At 63.5% G+C, this 17,256-nt stretch carries 7 protein-coding genes; 1 reads left to right on the forward strand and 6 read right to left on the reverse strand.

The genetic code is table 11. The annotated features are described in order from the left end of the window. Nucleotides 1-45 precede the first annotated feature (45 nt). Entirely contained in the window at nucleotides 46-1,410 is a 1,365-nt protein-coding gene (locus BG60_RS14215; RefSeq protein WP_008354020.1) for a hemolysin family protein, read from the forward strand. A gap of 735 nt (nucleotides 1,411-2,145) precedes the next feature. Here the strand turns inward: BG60_RS14215 and treY are convergent. From treY to treS, 6 genes are all read right to left on the reverse strand, one after another. Beyond that, on the reverse strand, nucleotides 2,146-5,091 hold the full coding sequence (treY, locus tag BG60_RS14220; RefSeq protein ID WP_008354019.1) for a malto-oligosyltrehalose synthase: 2,946 nt from the start codon (nucleotides 5,089-5,091) through the stop codon (nucleotides 2,146-2,148). After that, nucleotides 5,088-7,295 (reverse strand): 4-alpha-glucanotransferase, encoded by a 2,208-nt coding sequence (malQ, locus tag BG60_RS14225; RefSeq protein ID WP_008354018.1) that lies wholly within the window; start codon nucleotides 7,293-7,295, stop codon nucleotides 5,088-5,090. Before malQ ends, treY begins: the two co-directional genes overlap by 4 nt. After that, nucleotides 7,292-9,190 carry a malto-oligosyltrehalose trehalohydrolase gene (treZ, locus tag BG60_RS14230; RefSeq protein WP_008354017.1) on the reverse strand — a complete coding sequence of 633 codons (1,899 nt, stop codon included), beginning with the start codon at nucleotides 9,188-9,190 and terminating at the stop codon, nucleotides 7,292-7,294. The genes malQ and treZ overlap by 4 nt, the downstream gene beginning before the upstream one ends. Nucleotides 9,191-9,236: 46 nt before the next feature. Beyond that, on the reverse strand, nucleotides 9,237-11,462 hold the full coding sequence (glgX, locus tag BG60_RS14235; RefSeq protein ID WP_008354015.1) for a glycogen debranching protein GlgX: 2,226 nt from the start codon (nucleotides 11,460-11,462) through the stop codon (nucleotides 9,237-9,239). Between the two features lie 171 nt (nucleotides 11,463-11,633). Then, complete coding sequence (gene glgB / locus BG60_RS14240; RefSeq protein WP_008354013.1) at nucleotides 11,634-13,859, reverse strand: 1,4-alpha-glucan branching protein GlgB; 2,226 nt, start codon at nucleotides 13,857-13,859, stop codon at nucleotides 11,634-11,636. After that, nucleotides 13,846-17,256, reverse strand: a complete 3,411-nt coding sequence (treS, locus tag BG60_RS14245) for a maltose alpha-D-glucosyltransferase (RefSeq protein WP_051079077.1) — start codon at nucleotides 17,254-17,256, stop codon at nucleotides 13,846-13,848. The genes glgB and treS overlap by 14 nt, the downstream gene beginning before the upstream one ends.

Genomic DNA, 17,256 nt, shown 5'->3' on the forward strand with positions numbered 1-17,256 from the left:
CTGTCACCCATATACTGACGCTTTCCACTTTCGAAGAGAGTTGCTTTGGCTCAGGTTGTCGCGCTGATCGGCGCATTGTTGCTCGTCGCGTTGAATGGTTTCTTCGTCGCGGCGGAGTTCGGGCTCGTCAAGCTGCGGGCCACGCGCGTCAAGGCGTTGGCACGCACCAATGGCTTGCCTGGCCGACTGCTCGCAAAGGTGCACGGGCAGCTCGATGCTTATCTTTCCGCATGTCAGCTCGGCATTACGCTGGCATCGCTCGGACTCGGCTGGATCGGTGAGCCCGCGTTCGCGGCGCTGCTTCATCCGCTCTTTGCACTGCTCGGCGTCGAGTCGGAGAAGCTGATCGACTCGATCTCGCTCTTCTTCGCGTTCTCCGTCATTTCGTTCCTGCATATCGTCGTTGGCGAACTGGCGCCGAAGTCGTGGGCCATCCGTCGCGCGGAACAGGTGGGCCTGTGGCTTGCCACGCCGCTATATGGCTTTTACTGGCTGATGTATCCGTTCATCTGGGTGCTGAATACGAGCGCGAACTTCGTGCTGCGTCTTTTCGGCATTTCGGCCGAACATGGTCACGACGCGCATTACTCCACGGACGAGCTCAAGCTGATCCTGCGCGGGCGCCGTCATGGCGGCGGCTCCTCGTATAACGAGGACGAGTGGAATACGATCGCGCATTCGCTCGATTTCAGCCGCATGACGGTGTCGGATCTGATGCGTCCGGCGCACGAGCTGGTCGGCTTGCGCAATGATCTGCCGATGCGCGACAACCTCGCCGTGATCGCGCGGCATCGTTTCTCGCGCTATCCGCTTTTCGCCGATGCGTCGGGCGAGCGCGTGATCGGCATGATCCATCTGAAGGACCTTCTGCTTTCAGGCGATGGCGGCGCGCGTGGCATCCACTTCAACTTTTCGAAGGATGCGGTCGGGAAGATCGACAAGCTTTCGCGTCATGTGCGGCCGGTGCAGTACGTGGCGCCGAATCTGTCGGCGCTCGAGCTGTTTCGGCGCTTTCGCAAGGGCGCGCCGCATCTGGCGATCGTTGGGCGCAAGGGCGCGAAGCCAATCGGTTTCATCACGCTCGATAACCTGCTTGGCGCGCTCGTGGGGCAGATTCACGACGAGTTTCGTCAGGGCGATGCCGATTGGTCGCGCATGGATGACGGCACGTTGATGGGCAAGGGCAGCTTGCCGGTTGTTTCGCTCGAGCGCGCGTTGGGGATCGATATCGATGAAGGACGCGCGGAGTCGGTTGGCGGGCTCGTAATCAATGCTTTGGGCGATTTGCCCAGTGAAGGGCAGCGGGTGGAGTTCGATCGGTTCGATATCGTGGTGAAGAAGATGAAGGGGCCGAGGATTGTGCTGGTTCGGGTGTATCCGCGGGAGGAGGCGCTTGAGGAAGCGGAATGACCTATTTGGGTTTTTCTTCGCTTTCGCTAGTGATTTCGCCGGATCCCGTTTTCTTAGTGGTCTATTGGCACTGCCCCTGTGCGGGGCGGCAGTCACTTTCTTTGCTGCTGCAAAGAAAGTAACCAAAGAAAGCAGCTCCCGATACGCCCGCGGTCACACGCAATTTGGGTAGTCCTCTCGTCCATCGTGGGCTGCCTAAAGAGTGCCCTCATCACAATCGGGCTTGGCTCGCGCACGGTCTGTCACATCGCACCACACAACGAGGTGGTTCAGCACCAAATAGCTCCGGCCCGCTTCGCGGCCGATGGGTCAATCGGGGATGCATGTGCTTGTCTACTAACGTCTCCATCTCACCGCAAGTGCCGCACGTTGGTTTCCCTTGCATACCTGGCGGCAGCGCGTAGCGCTGTGCCGAAGCCATTTCGTGCTGAACCAGTGTCCTCAGCGTTTTCGGGCGGCGGACCGCGCGCGATCCAAGCCCCGTTATTGTGATGAGGGCACTCTTTAGGCGAGTGCCACCGTGGACGAGAGGACTACCCAAATTGCGTGTGACCGCGGGCTTAACGAGCTGCTTTCTTTGCTTACTTTCTTTGCAGCAGCAAAGAAAGTGAGTGCCGCCCCGCACAGGGGCAGTGCTAATAGACCGACGCGAAACCGGGATCCGGCGACAAGCGAAAGCAAGAGCGAAAGCAAAAGAAAAAGCGAAAGCAACAAGCGAAAGCGAAAAGCAGAAACCTAAGCCTTAGGCACCCCTTCCTCAACAAGCAAAGCCACCGGCATAACCCCAAGCGCATCGCGCAAAAACAACCTCGCCCCATCGGCTTTAGGCGCACTAGGACTGAGCCAGTCAAACAAAGCCCTTGAATGCAGCGCTTCTGGCAACACGATGGCGGTATCGCCCCAACGCTCGGCCTCGACAAGCGGCACGTCGCGCCCGACGTCCAGCAGCGGCGCTGCAAGCCGCGTCGCAACAACGACAGCAAACGCGCTCCCCGCATGCCGCGCATACGCAATCACGCGCCCCGCATGCTCGCCCTCGACCTCGAGCGGCAAATACTCGCCCTGCGCAAACAACGACTCGCAATGCTTGCGCAATGCCAAAGCCCGCCGCACCATTGCAAGCTTGACGCGCCCATCGCGCCAGTTCGCCAATTGCTCCGAAGGCGGCCCTTGCTCTTCGATCTCGAGAAGCCACTTGCGACGCAACTCATAATCGACAGGCCGACGATTGTCCGGATCGACAAGACTGAAATCCCACAACTCCGTGCCCTGATAAAGGTCCGGCACGCCCGGCGACGTGAGCCGCAAAAGCGTTTGCTGAAAGCTGTTGATCGCGCCGAGCGGTCCGAGCCGCGTGATGAACGCCGATAGCTCACGCAGAAAGCCATCGCGGCGCTGCGGCGCGACGATATCGAACAGAAAGTCCCTGCACGCGTTCTCATACGCTTCGTCGGGTGCAAACCAGCTCGTGCGCGTCTTCGACTCGCGCAGCGCCTTCAGTTGCCATCCGGCGACACGTTCGGCGAGTTCGCGAACGCCCGCTTCGTCATCGGGCGCGAGTGTGGTCGGCCAGCATCCGACGAGCGTCTGATACAGCATCGCTTCCGCCGCCGGCCCCGGCGCCCAGTCGTCGATACCGGTGGTTTCGCCATGTCCGCCGCTCGGGCCGCGTCGCAATGGTGTGTTCAACGTCGACCATTGCCTGAGCGTCGCGGCCCATTCGTCGGGAATTTCGCTCAATGCAGCGATGCGCGCGCGCACGTCCTCGCCACGCTTGTGATCGTGCGTCGCCGTGCAAAGCATCGCGTGCGGAAACGCATCGAGGCGTTCGCGATTGCCCGCGTGAAACGCATCGACGGACAACGCGAACTCGCCCGGATCGGCGCCCACTTCGTTGCGCGAAATCAGCCGTCCGTAGCGATAACACGCCGTATCCTCGACCGCCTTCGCCGCCACGGGCGATGTCAGCTGCGAGAACAGCGTCTGCGCCGCGCGACGCTGCGAGCCGCTCGACGACGGGGGATTCGGCCCCGCCTGCGCCTGATTGCGATCGCGCTCACGTTCGCGATTGCGCTCCGCCGCGCGATCCCGGCCGCGTTCGGGACGGTCGTTGCGTTCGCCACGCTCGGGCTGCGGCAGTTCATCGGGCAGCTTGCCGCCGAGCCATTGCGCGACCTGATCCAGCACCACATGGTCCGCACGCGCGAGCACCGCGCGCGCGGCTTCGAGCGCCTGCGCGAAAAAGTGCTCGTCATCGGGGCTGCGCACGCCGCCCACGGGATAGATGCGATACACCGGAAACTGCACGACGAGTTCCGCGACCGCGCGCCGTATCGACGTGAATGTGAAATCGCGCGTGGTCTGCGCATCGCGTGCAATGCGATGCAGCGCGCGCGTCACGCGATCCAGTTCCGCCGCAAGATTCTCCGCGAGTATCTTGCGGCGCGCGGCGAGCGCTTCGTCGGCGAAGCATGCGCTCTTGCCCGTGATCTCGGCCCAAAGCGCGGCAAGCGGCTCCGCGCCCGCCGGATCGTGCAGCAGCGCGCCGACATCGTTCATGAAGTCGTAACCGGTCGTGCCATCGACCTGCCAGTCGCGGCGCAACGGCTCGCCGCGCGCAAGAATCTTTTCGACGACGAAATACGTGCGCCCATTGCCATGCCGCAACGCCTCGGGCCGTTCCGCCGCCAACTCTTCGAGCCGCGCGCGCAGGCGCTGGCAATACTCGCGCGGTTCGGCGAGACCATCGACGTGATCGACGCGCACACCATCGATCAGACCTTCGGTGAAGAGCCGGAACACGAGCGCATGCGATGCCTCGAACACTTCAGGCCGCTCGACGCGCACGCCGCCGAGCGTGCTCACATCGAAGAAACGCCGCCAGTTCACTTCGTCCGCGGCGGTGCGCCACCATGCCAGCCGATAATGCTGGCGCTCCAGCAGCCGATGCAGCCGGTCGCGACCCGCCGACGTATCTGGCGAGTGCGCCGCGAGAATCGCCTCGATCGCGGCCTGGCCGCCTTCCGTCTGCGCGATGGTGATGAGCGCGGTGCGCGCATCGGCGGCGCGCGGCTGATCGGCGGGCTGCGTCGTCAGGCCGACGAAGCGTTGCGCGAGCTCGGGCGCTTCCTGGAACACGGCGGGGTAATCGACCGGACAGACTGGAAACACGTTCGAGTAATACTCGATGACGAAGCGCCCTTCATCCGCGCGATACGCGAGCTTGATCTTGCCGCCCTGCAACTCGTCGCCGTAAGACGCGCCGAGAAACGGCGCGAGCACCTTGCCGCGCAAGGCGGGATCGGGCGAATGCCAGTCGACGTCGAAGAAGCGCGCATGCGCGGCATGCCGTCCCCATTCGAGGATGTCCTGCCACCACGCGTTCTCCGAGCCGCCCACGCCCATGTGATTCGGCACGATATCGACGATCAGTCCCATCTCGTGCGCGCGCAGCTTCTCGACGAAGCGCCGCAGGCCGTCCTCGCCGCCCAGTTCGGGATTGACCGCCGTGTAGTCCACGACGTCGTAGCCGTGCGTGGAGCCGGCGGTCGCGGTCGTGATCGGCGAGACGTACGCGTGACTCACGCCGAGCAGCGCGAAGTAGTCCACGAGCGCGGCGGCATCGTCGAAAGTGAAGCCCTTGTGAAGCTGAAGCCTGAGCGTGGAACGCGGTACGGTCATGGTGATTCGGGTTTCGATTTGGGTTCGTTCGGTTGCGCGGAACGCTTGCGCGCGGCATCGACGGCGAGCAGGCGATCGGCGAAGGCATCGTCGAGAAACAGTTCGTCGACGGGCCGCGTGATGCGCCTTCTCCAGTTCGGATGCTCGTCGATGGAGCCGGGCAGATTCGGCTGCTCCACGAGCGCGAGCAAATCTTCGAGCGGATAGGTGACGAGCGGCGCGGGCGTCGCGGCGACGAAGGCGAGCGCCTCGTCGACGGGCGCATTGTCGATATCGGGCGCCTCCACGTCATCCGGTGCGATGCCCGCGTCCTGAAACGCGCGCCACAGATGCGCGCGATCTTCGCCGCGTTCCTCGAGCGCGGCTTCGACGGCATCGCGACCATCGGCGCGCGCCATCGTCTGGCCGATCTTCGAGCGCCACACGATGTCCTCGCCGCGCCACCATCCGGTGACGGTCGGCAGATCGTGCGTCGTCGTCGTCGCGGTGACGCCGCTGTCCCATTCGCGCGGCGGTTTGAAGCCCGGCCCGTCCACTTCGCGCTCGAACCACAGCACACGAATGCCAAGCAAGCCGTGCTCCTGCAAGCGCTCGGTAAAGCCGGGCGGCACGGTGCCGAGATCCTCGCCGACGACGATCGCGCGATGCCGCCACGATTCGAGCGCGATCAGCCGCAGCATGTCCTCGAGCGGATAGCGCAGATACGCGCCGTCCTTCGCGCTTTCGCCTTCGGGCACGAGCCACAGCCGGCGCAAGCCGAGTATGTGATCGATGCGGATGCCGCCCGCGCATTTGAACGCGCAACGCAGCATGTCGATGAACGCGGCGAAGCCTTGCGTACGCATCGCGCGCGGCGAGAACGTCGTGAGTCCCCACGATTGCCCGGCCTGGTTGAATAGATCCGGCGGCGCGCCGACCGACACGCCCGTGAGCATTTCATCGCGATACGACCATGCGTGGCTGCCCGCGCTGTCGCAACCGACGGCGAGATCCGCGACGAGCCCGACCGCCATGCCCGCATCGCGCGCGGCGTGTTGCGCGTGCAGGAGTCCCTTCGCGGCAAGCCATTGCGTGAAGAGATAAAAATCGACCTCGCGGCGATGCGCATCGGCGAATTCCGTCACCGCGTCGCTGCGCGGATCGCGCAACGCTTCGGGCCAGTTGCGCCAGTGACCTTCGCCGTTTTGCGCGATCTGCGCGGCCTGCAGCGCTTCGAAGCGCGCATGGTCTTCGAGCGGACGTCCGCCTTCCTCGACGAATGCGGCGAAGTCTTTCGCGAAGGGCGAATCGCGATCTTCGGAAAACGCGTCGAAGAGGGCGCGCAGAATCGCGAGGCGCGCTTTCGATGCGCGCGGCCAGTCGATCAGCGTCAGTCCTTCGAGTTCGGCGAGTTCCTTCGCGACGCCCGCTTTGTCGATCGCGGCGCGCGCGGCAGGCGCACCGAGCACCGCGGCAGGATCGACGTGCGCGATGTTGAGAAAGAGCCGCGACGACGGCGAATACGGGCTGAACTTGTTCGGCTCGGCGCTGAACATCGCGTGCATCGGGCTGATCGCGACGGCATGTCCGCCGCGCTTCGCAGTTTGCGTCGCGAGCGATGCGAGCGCGGTGAAATCGCCGATGCCGCCGTCGCCGTCACGCCGCAAGCCATACACTTGCGCCGCGACGCCCCACAGCGGCGGCGCCTTCGCCGCATCTTCGTGCAGCGTGCGCCACGCATCGTCGATGGTGTAGCAGCGCGCGGGCGCGACCGCGAGCGTCGTGCGATGGTCGTTGATGACGAGCGTGTGATAGCCCGGCTCCGCGATCGGCGAGAGCAGCGCGGTCTCGCCCTTCGGCGACGTGAAGCGCCCGTCGATCACTTCGCCGCTTTCCAGTTCGATGCGATAGCGCGCGCCCTGTTTCGCCGCCGACACCGGCAGCGCGATGCCGCGATCCACTTCGGCCGTGATGAGCGGCGGCAGCTTGCGGCCGCTCATTTCGGCATCGACGGCGTTCATGCTCTGCTTGATCTGCGTGGCGTTGCCACACGGCAGGCCGAGCTTTTCGAGCAGAATGCGCAGCGTCGTTTCAGGCACGCGCTGCGTGTTCTTGTGCGCGTCCTGCCATTCGATCTCGAAGCCCGCGCGCTCCGCGAGCGCCTCGATGCTGCTCACGGAACGCGTGGCGCCCGTCTGGGTCGTTTTCGTCGCGGCGGCGTTCACGAGACTTTTCCTTCCGCGGATGCCGGTTCGAAGCGGCGCGCGTCGTGCGCAATCGCATATTCGTTCACTTCGCCGGTGATCCACGCGATGAACGTGCGGGCGCCGAGTTCGCCGTTACGCACGCGATCCTGCGCGCGCGCCGGGGTCTCGAAGATGATCTTGCCCGGCGGCTGCTTGTCGAGCGCGACAGCCGCGTCGCCGAGATTGAGCGCGATGGAGAGCGTTTCGCCGTCGCCGAGCTTCCAGCGCGCGACGAGCGCCTTGTCGCCGAGCACGTCCGCGCCGAGCGCTTTGGCGCCCTTCAGACGCGGCGTGATGAGCTTCGCGCGCACCGTCAACGCCGATCGATAGAAGTGCAGCCATTCGAGCCGGTCTTCTTCGTCCTGCTTGTCGCTGATCTTCGGCGAGGACATGTCGAGCGTTTTCTCGTCGTTCGGATCGGGAATCTGCGCGCGGCGCTTTTCGTCGGTGAATGCGGAGAACTTCGCGAATTCCTTGCGACGGCCTTCGCGCACCGCATCGGCGAGTTGATCGTGATAGTCGGTGAAGAAGAGGAACGGCTGCCTCGATCCGTATTGCTCTTCCATGAAAAGCAGCGGAATCTGCGGCGAAAGCAGCAGAAGGCCGGTTGCGGCGAAGAGCGATTCGTCGTCGGTCAATGCGCGCAGGCGATCGCCCATCGCGCGATTGCCGATCTGATCGTGGTTCTGCAGGAACGCGACGAAGCGCGTGGGCGGCAGATGCGCGCTCGGTTCGCCGCGCGGCTTGCCGTCATGAATCGGCGACGGATCGCCCTGATACGCGAAACCTTCGCTGAGAATGCGCGCGAGCTTTTCGATCGGCTTGTCGGAATACGCGCCGTAGTAGCTCTCGTCCTCGCCGGTCAGCAGAACGTGCAGCGTGTTGTGCGCGTCGTCGTTCCATTGCGCGTCGAAATGCGTTTCCAGCAGATTCGCCGTGTTGTGCTCGTTCTCGAGCACGAGATGCACATGACGCCCCGCCTCGACGGAACTGCGGATGCGATGCGCCAGTTCGCGCAGCCATTCGTCATCGTTGATCGCGTGCACCGCGTCGAGGCGCAGGCCATCGAAACGATATTCGTTGAGCCAGTACAGGGCATTGTCGAAGAAAAAGTCGCGCACTTGCGGGCGCTCGAAGTCGATCGCCGGGCCCCACGGCGTGTTCACGCCTTCGCGGAAGAAGGTTTTCGCATACGCGTGCAGATAATTGCCGTCCGGTCCGAAGTGGTTGTAGACGACATCGAGAAAGACCATCAGGCCGAGACCGTGCGCGGTGTCGACGAGCCTCTTCAGATCTTCGGGACGGCCATACGCCGAGTCAGGCGCGTAGGGCAACACGCCGTCGTAGCCCCAGTTGCGCGTGCCGGAGAAATCGTTGAGCGGCATCAGCTCGATGGCCGTCACGCCGAGTTGCGCGAGTTCGGGCAGGCGCGCGGTGACGCCCGCGAAACCGCCCATCGCGCCGACGTGCAGTTCGTAAAGCACGGTTTCTTCCCACGGCCGGCCGTGCCAGTTCGTGTGCGTCCATCGATACGCGCGCGGGTCGATGACTTCGCTCGGTCCATGCACGTCCTGCGGCTGATAGCGCGAGGCGGGATCGGGCACGGCGAGGTCCTCGTCGAGCCGATAGCGATACAGCGTGCCCGCGCCGCCATCGGCTTCGGCTTCGAACCAACCGTCGCCGGTCGGCTGCATGTCGACGCGTTCGGGCGTGCCGCCCGCGCGCAGGATTTCCACTTGCACGGCATCGCGCGATGGCGCCCAGAAACGAAAGCGCGTGCGCGGATTGTCGCGTGCGGCGCCCGTTAGATGAGCGCCGAAAGGAAGGCAATACGCATATTGATGCTTGTGCGGATCGATCGGACGTTCGGACATGATTTCCTGCCTCTAATGCTGCGGTGGACTGCGTATGGGTTGTGCGTCAGTGAGGCGAATCGATCTCGGAATCGCGATGCGAGGGCATCGTGCCCGGATCGGGCGGCAATGCCGTCAGAAGACGCGGCCCCTGATGCGCGCCCGCCATCCAGACCGCTTGCCAGTCGGCATCGCCGGTCGGCTCGGCCAGCATCACCACGACGCTGTGCGCGGCCACTTCCAACTCGTTGCCGACGAGAGGCCGCGTCACCGAATCGGGCTCCGCGCTATCCAGGAGCACGTTCCATTCCAAGTGCGGCGCGGGCGGTGTGAACACGAGCCTTTGCGACGATGCATTGAACATGAGCAGCAGCACGTCGATTTCACCGTCGACGCCCGGGCCCGCGCGCCGCAGCGTGAGCGCGCGGCCTTCCGGATCCTGCCATGCTTCGATCGCGAGCGCGTTGCCGCGTTCATCGAACCAACTGACATCGTAGAGTCCCGGCAGCACTTCGCGGTCGCCGTAAAGGAAGCGCGTTTCGCGCAACACCGGGTAGTTTTTGCGCAGTGCAATAACTTTCGCGACGAACTCCGTCATCTCGACGCCGGCGGGCCTTTGCGCCGCGTCCCAGTCGATCCACGAAATCTCGTTGTCCTGGCAATAGGCATTGTTGTTGCCCTGCTGCGTGCGGCCGAATTCGTCGCCGCCGAGAAGCATCGGCGTGCCGAGCGAGAGCAGCGTCGTCGCGATCATCGAGCGGGCGAGACGCGCGCGCACTTCGAGAATCGCGGGATCGTCGGTCGGACCTTCGATGCCCCAGTTCGCGCTGCAATTCTCGTTGTGGCCGTCGTTGTTGCCTTCCTGATTCGCTTCGTTGTGCTTGTGCGAATACGCGGTGACGTCCGCAAGCGTGAAGCCGTCGTGCGACGCGACGAAGTTCACCGACGCCCATGGTTTCCTGAAGCGCCGGTTGAAAAGTTCCGCCGAGCCGGTGAGACGCGCGGCGAGATCGGGGCGCATGCCGGCATCGCCGCGCCAGAAACGCCGGACGCCATCGCGATACTTGTCGTTCCATTCCGCGAAGCCCGGCGGATGATTGCCGACCTGATAGCCGTCCGGCCCGATATCCCACGGCTCGGAGATGAGCTTGCGCGTGGAGAGAACGGGATCCTGGCGCACGGCATCGAAGAAGCCCGAGCCGGGATCGAAGCCGTGGCCTTCGCGGCCGAGCGTGACGCCGAGATCGAAGCGGAAGCCGTCGATGTTGAACGCCGTGCACCAGTAGCGCAGCGAGTCCATCACCATCTGCAAGACGCGCGGATGCGACAGATTCACCGTATTGCCGCAGCCGGTTTCGTTGATGTAGTGACGTTCGTCGCCGGGAATGAGGCGGTAGTAGCTTGCGTTGTCGAGGCCGCGCCACGAGACGGTCGGGCCGAGTTCGTTGCCTTCGCAAGTGTGGTTATAGACGACGTCGAGAATCACTTCGATGCCCGCCGCGTGCAGTTGACGTACGGCGATACGCATTTCGTTGAGCCGATGCGTCGACAGATAGGAAGGCTCTGGCGCGAAGAACGCGGCGGTGTTGTAGCCCCAGTAATTCCTGAGACTGCGTTCGACGAGAAAGCGGTCGTTGAGAAACGCGTGCACCGGAAGAAATTCGACGGCGGTGATGCCGAGCTTCTGCAAGTGCTCGATGAACCAAGGCGACGATAGCGCGGCGAAGGTGCCGCGTTCGTGCTGGCGGATGTCGTGGCGCATCATCGATGCACCGCGCACGTGCGTTTCGTAGACGATGGTTTCGCCCCAGGGCGTGTCGGGGCGCACGTCGCGCGACCAGTCGAAGGCGTCGTCGGTGACGATGCATTTGGGCATCGCGGGTGCGGAGTCGCGGCGATCCATCGACATGTCGAGGCGATTCGAATGCACGCGATAGCCGAAGAGGGCGTCGGACCATCGCCAGGGGCCGACGAGCTTTTTCGCGTAGGGATCGAGCAGCAGCTTGTGGGGATTGAAGCGATGACCTTGCTGCGGCTGATACGGGCCATGCGCGCGAAAGCCGTAGACGGTGCCGGGGTGCGCGCCGGGGAGATAGCCGTGCCAGATTTCGTCGGTGCACTCGGGCAGGTCGAAGCGCATCAGTTCCTTGCGGCCGGTGCTGTCGAAGAGACATACCTCGATGCGATGAGCATTCGATGAGAACACCGCGAAGTTGACGCCCAGACCGTCCCAGTTGGCTCCGAGCGGGTAGGGCGCGCCCGGGAGCAACTTGTCGGGGAGTGCATTTGCCATGTTGGCGCATCCTTTTGGGGTTTTTCTGCCTTTTCTGTTTCCTGCTCTTGTTCTTCGTATTGCTTGCGCTTCTATGGAATCCCGGTTTCTTAGTGGTCTATCAGCACTGCCCTGTGCGGGGCAACGCTGATAGACCGACGCGATTACGGGATCCGGCGAAAAAAAAGACCATCAATCGGCCCGCAACACGATGGTCGCCAACGGCGGTAATGTCAACGCCGCCGACTGCTCCCTCCCATGACTCGGATAGTCATCCGTATGAATCACCCCGCCATTCCCCATATTCGACCCGCCATAAATGGAAGCATCGGAGTTGAACACTTCGCTCCACCGCCCGCGCCGCGGCAACCCGATCCGATAAGCCAGACGAGGCACCGGCGTCATATTGCACACCACGACGACATCGCGCCCTTCGGCATCCGTACGCCGATACGCATAAACGCTATTCGCGTTGTCATCCCCGACGAGCCATTCGAAGCCGCGCGAATCGCTATCCAGCTTGTGCAACGCCGGCTCGCTCGTATAGAGATGATTCAGATCGCGCACGAGCTTCTGCAACCCGCCATGCATCGAATCATCGAGCAGATGCCAATGCGGCGATTCATCGTGATTGAACTCCGCGAACTGGCCGAACTCGCCGCCCATGAACAACAGCTTCTTGCCCGGATGCGTCCACATGAAGCCAAAGTAAGCGCGCAGATTGGCGAACTTCTGCCATCGGTCGCCCGGCATCTTGTTGATCAAAGACCCCTTGCCATGCACGACTTCATCGTGCGACAAAGGCAAGACGAAGCGCTCGGAATACGCATACACCATCCCGAACGTGTACAGATGATGGTGATACTGCCGATACACCGGATCTTCCTGCATGTAGTGCAGCGTGTCGTGCATCCAGCCCATGTTCCACTTGAAGTCGAAGCCGAGTCCGCCGCTCTCGACATTCGCCGTCACGCCCGGCCATGCAGTCGATTCCTCCGCAACCGTGATCGCGCCCGGAATCTGCCGCACTTCATGATTCAGCCGCTTCAGGAACGCAATCGATTCGAGATTCTCTCGCCCGCCGTAAATGTTCGGCACCCACTCGCCGGCCTTGCGCGAATAGTCGCGATACAGCATCGACGCAACCGCATCGACACGCAAGCCATCGACGTGATAGCGCTTCAGCCACGCCAGCCCCGATGCGATCAGGAACGCGCTCACCTCGTTGCGGCCGAGGTTGTAGATCATCGTGTTCCAGTCCTGGTGATAACCCTCGCGCGGGTCCGCGTGCTCGTACAAAGGCGTGCCGTCGAACTGCACGAGACCGTGCGCGTCGTTCGGAAAATGCGCCGGCACCCAGTCGATGATGACGCCGAGCCCCGCCTCGTGCGCGCGATTCACGAACTCCGCGAACTGCTCCGGCGTGCCGAAGCGCGCGGACGGCGCGAACTGCCCGAGCGGCTGATAACCCCACGAACCGCCGAACGGATGCTCCGCGATCGGCATGAATTCGAGGTGCGTGAAGCCCATGCCCTTCGCATACGGAATCAGACGCTCGGCCAGCTCGTGCCAGTTCATGCCGCGATTGTCTTCCTCCGGCACGCGCAGCCACGACTCGGCATGCGCCTCGTATATGGTGATCGGCGATTGCGGCGTCTGCTTGTCGCCGCGCGTGTTCATCCACTCGGCGTCGGTCCATGCGTAATGATCGATCGCATCGGCATCCGCGACGACCGATGCCGTCGACGGCGGCTTCTCGCTCTGCATCGCGCACGGATCGGCCTTGAGCGGCAGCGTATGACCGTCGCGCGTGACGATCTCGTACTTGTAACGCGTGCCCGCGCCGATGCCCGGAATGAACAGCTCCCACACGCCTGCGTTGTGACGCAGGCGCATCGGATGGCGCCGCCCATCCCATGTGTTGAAGTCGCCGACCACCGAGACGCGCCGCGCATTCGGCGCCCACACCGCGAAGCGCACGCCCGCGACGCCGCCATGCGTGATGGGCCGCGAGCCGAGGCATTCGAGCACCGCATACGGATCGGCTTGCGAGAGACGGTCGAGCCATTCGTCGCTGAGCACAGGGCCGAACGAATACGTGTCGTGCGTTTCCTGCGGCGTGCCGTGCCAGTCGATCTTCAGGCGATACGCCGCCGGCCTCGTGACGAAGCCCGCGTAAAGCCCCGCATCGTGGATGCGCGCGAGCGAGCCGAGATGCTCGCCGTTGCCCGCATCCGCGACGCTCACTGACGATGCGCCCGGCAGGAACACGCGCACGACGTGCCCCAGATCGGTTTCGTGCAGGCCGAGCATCGAGAAGGCATCGGGATGCCGGGCCTCGACGAGTGCGTCGATATCGAGCGGATTGAGGCCGTGCGCGGGGTTCCTGGTATCCGCCGGATCGCTACGAGTGTTCATGGTGAGTTCCATCCGGATTGTCCTTGTTGGCTCCGAATACGGGTCGCGTGCCCGGAGCGGGCGGCTCGCCCGTATCTCCCAGCAGGCGGCTCGCGAGCGACGCGAGACCCCGCAACGGAAGGCCGATCCAGGTCGGCCGGTTCGCTGCTTCGTAGCGGATTTCGTAAGCGGCCTTCTCGATCAGGAAAAGATCGAGCAACGGCTGAAACACGTCTTCGGCCGCGATCGTTTCGGGCGACGTGGCGATCGCCCCGGTGTACTCCCGCAAAAAGCTCTCCTCGGCGAACGCGCGCAGGCGTTCGAAGAGCGCCCGCTTGCGATCCGCCGTCTGCGCGGGCGCGTTTTCCGTCGTCGATTGCGCTGCCGCGCTCGCATACGACAGCGAACGCAACAGGCCCGCGACGTCGCGCAGCGGACTCGTCTTTTTGCGGCGTTCGTCGAGCGGTCGCGCGGGCTCGCCTTCGAAGTCGATGAGATACGCATCGCCTTGCGCCATCAGCACCTGGCCCAGGTGGAAATCGCCGTGGATGCGGATGCACAACGCATCGGCATCGGGCGCGACGAGCTTCTTGACCGTATCGACGAGCAGTTCACGCCGGTCGAGCAGACTTTGCGCGAGGAAACGGTCGTGCTCGTTGAATTCGCCGATCTTCTGCGCGAGGATGTCGAGCGCCGATTCGAGCAGCTTCAGCGTGCCGTCGATCCAGCCCTCGACGTCCTCGGCCGATGCGCGCTGCGGCGAGAACGCTTCGTCTTCCGTCGGCGATGCGAGCGCGACGTGCAGTTCGCCCAGCCGCTTGCCGATGATGCCCGCGATGTTGCCGTAGCCCGCTAAACCTTCCGCCTGCGCGTCGCGTTCCTGCGCGTGCTCTTCGGATTCGACCGCGACCGCGAGCTCATCGACGGTGCGGCGCAGATAGTCGAGCGCGTAGTTCCACGCATCGCCCTGATTGTCGATGTAACCCTGCAGGATGATGAGCGTATGCGGCACGCCCTGCGGATCGACGCGCACGACTTCGCCGTAGAGCGGGCCGGTGTTCGCGTAGCCGAGTTGCGTCAGATAGCGGCTCATTTCCGCTTCGGGGTGAATGCCGCCCACGACGCGACGCACGAGCTTGAGCACGATCTTGTCGCCGATCACGAGCGAGCTGTTGCTCTGTTCGGCGGCGAGCCAGCGGATCTCGGGCGGATCGGCGGGATAGAGATTGAGCGTGTCGAAGAGCTCGGTCGGAATGAAGCGGATCTCGCTCTTTTGCACCGTCGGCACGACCGCGCGCTCCTTGAGCTTGCGGATCACGCCATAGGTGAATTGCGGCACCGAGAACGCATCGGTCAAATGCCCGATGTTGCGGTTGCGCCGCACGCGCGCGAGCGCGAGCTGCATGTAGAGCGGCGACGTCGTCTCCGTGCCCCACGCGATCGACAGCGGCAACACGTAGCGCTCGCAATGATCGCCGACATCGGCTTCGATCTCGGTGAACGCGAAGCCCGCGCCTTCGATCGTGGTCAGCGCGGCGAGGCGCACCGCATGCAGCTTCTGATCCTTCGATGCGAACCAGCGGCGCTTGCTCAGATAGTTCGGCAGCACTTCCGATTCGAGCAGCCGGACGTTTTCCGGCGTCGGGCCGGTCTGGCCGGCGCGAATCACCATCGTGACGAACTCGGGCAATTGCTCGGACGGCGCCTGCGCCCACGCGGGCCGCATGTTGCCCGGGCAAAGCTGGAACCACAGGAAGCCGTAGGGCGGGAACGTGAGCAGATACGTGAGCTTGCCGATAGCCGGGAACGGCGAATCGGCGGTCATTTCGAGCGGCACGGAGCCGTCGAATTCCGACAGATCCAGCTCCACCGCTTGCGGCGCACGCGAAAGATTCGCGACGCACAGGATCGGCGGCTCGCCTTCGAGTTCGCGCAGATACGCGAGGATCTTGCGATTCGCGGGCCGCAAGAAGCGGATCGTGCCGCGGCCGAACGCATGCTTCGAGCGGCGCACCGCGAGCATCTTGCGCGTCCAGTTCAGCAGCGAATGCGGATCGCGGCTTTGCGATTCGACGTTCACCGCGTCATAGCCGTAGAGCGAGCCCATCACGGGCGGCAGCACGAGTTGCTCGGGATCGGCGCGCGAGAAACCGCCGTTGCGGTCGGACGACCATTGCATCGGCGTGCGCACGCCGTCGCGATCGCCCAAGTGGATGTTGTCGCCCATGCCGAGCTCGTCGCCGTAATAGATCACGGGCGTGCCGGGCATCGACAGCAGCAGCGAATTGATGAGCTCGATGCGGCGCCGGTCGCGTTCCATCAGCGGCGCGAGACGGCGGCGAATGCCGAGGTTCAGGCGCGCGCGGCGATCGCTCGCATATGTGTTCCACAAGTAGTCGCGCTCGGAGTCGGTGACCATTTCGAGCGTGAGTTCATCGTGATTGCGCAGGAAGATCGCCCATTGATTGGTTTCGGCGAGGTCCGGCGTCTGCCGCATGATGTCCGTGATCGGAAAGCGATCCTCGCTCGCGATCGACATATAGATGCGCGGCATCAGCGGGAAGTGAAACGCCATGTGGCATTCGTCTTCGTCGCCGAAGTATTCCTTCACGTCTTCCGGCCACTGGTTCGCTTCCGCGAGCAGCATGCGGTTCGGATACTCCGCGTCGATGGTGGCGCGAATCTTTTTGAGGATCTGGTGCGTCTCGGGCAGATTCTCGTTGTTCGTGCCTTCGCGCTCGACGAGATACGGCACCGCGTCCAGCCGCAGCCCGTCGATGCCCATGTCGAGCCAGAAGCGCATCACGGAGAGCACTTCCTTGATGACCGCCGGGTTATCGAAGTTCAGGTCGGGCTGATGCGCGTAGAAGCGATGCCAGTAATACTGGCCCGCGACCGGATCGTGCGTCCAGTTCGAAGGTTCCGAGTCGATGAAGATGATGCGCGTCTCTTCGTACTTCTTGTCCGTGTCGGACCACACGTAGTAGTTGCGATGATTCGATCCCGGCTTCGCATGACGCGCGCGCTGAAACCACGGATGCTGATCCGACGTGTGATTGATGACCAGTTCGGTGATCACGCGTATGCCGCGCGCGTGCGCTTCCTGAATGAAGCGCTTGACGTCCGCGATCGTGCCGTAGTCCGGATGCACGTTTCGATAGTCTGCGATGTCGTAGCCGTCGTCGCGGCGCGGCGACGGATAGAACGGCAGCAGCCAGATCGCATCGACGCCCAGCTCCGCGATGTAGTCGAGCTTCGCGAGCAGGCCGGGAAAATCGCCGATGCCGTCGTTGTTCGCATCGAAGAAAGACTTGATGTGAACCTGATAGATGATCGCGTCCTTGTACCAAAGCGGATCGTCGTTGAGAATCGACGCCTTCTTGTTGCGCTTCACCCTTGTATCCACGTTTCGCTCCAA

It is taken from the genome of Caballeronia zhejiangensis (assembly GCF_000698575.1).
GTDB lineage: Bacteria > Pseudomonadota > Gammaproteobacteria > Burkholderiales > Burkholderiaceae > Caballeronia > Caballeronia zhejiangensis.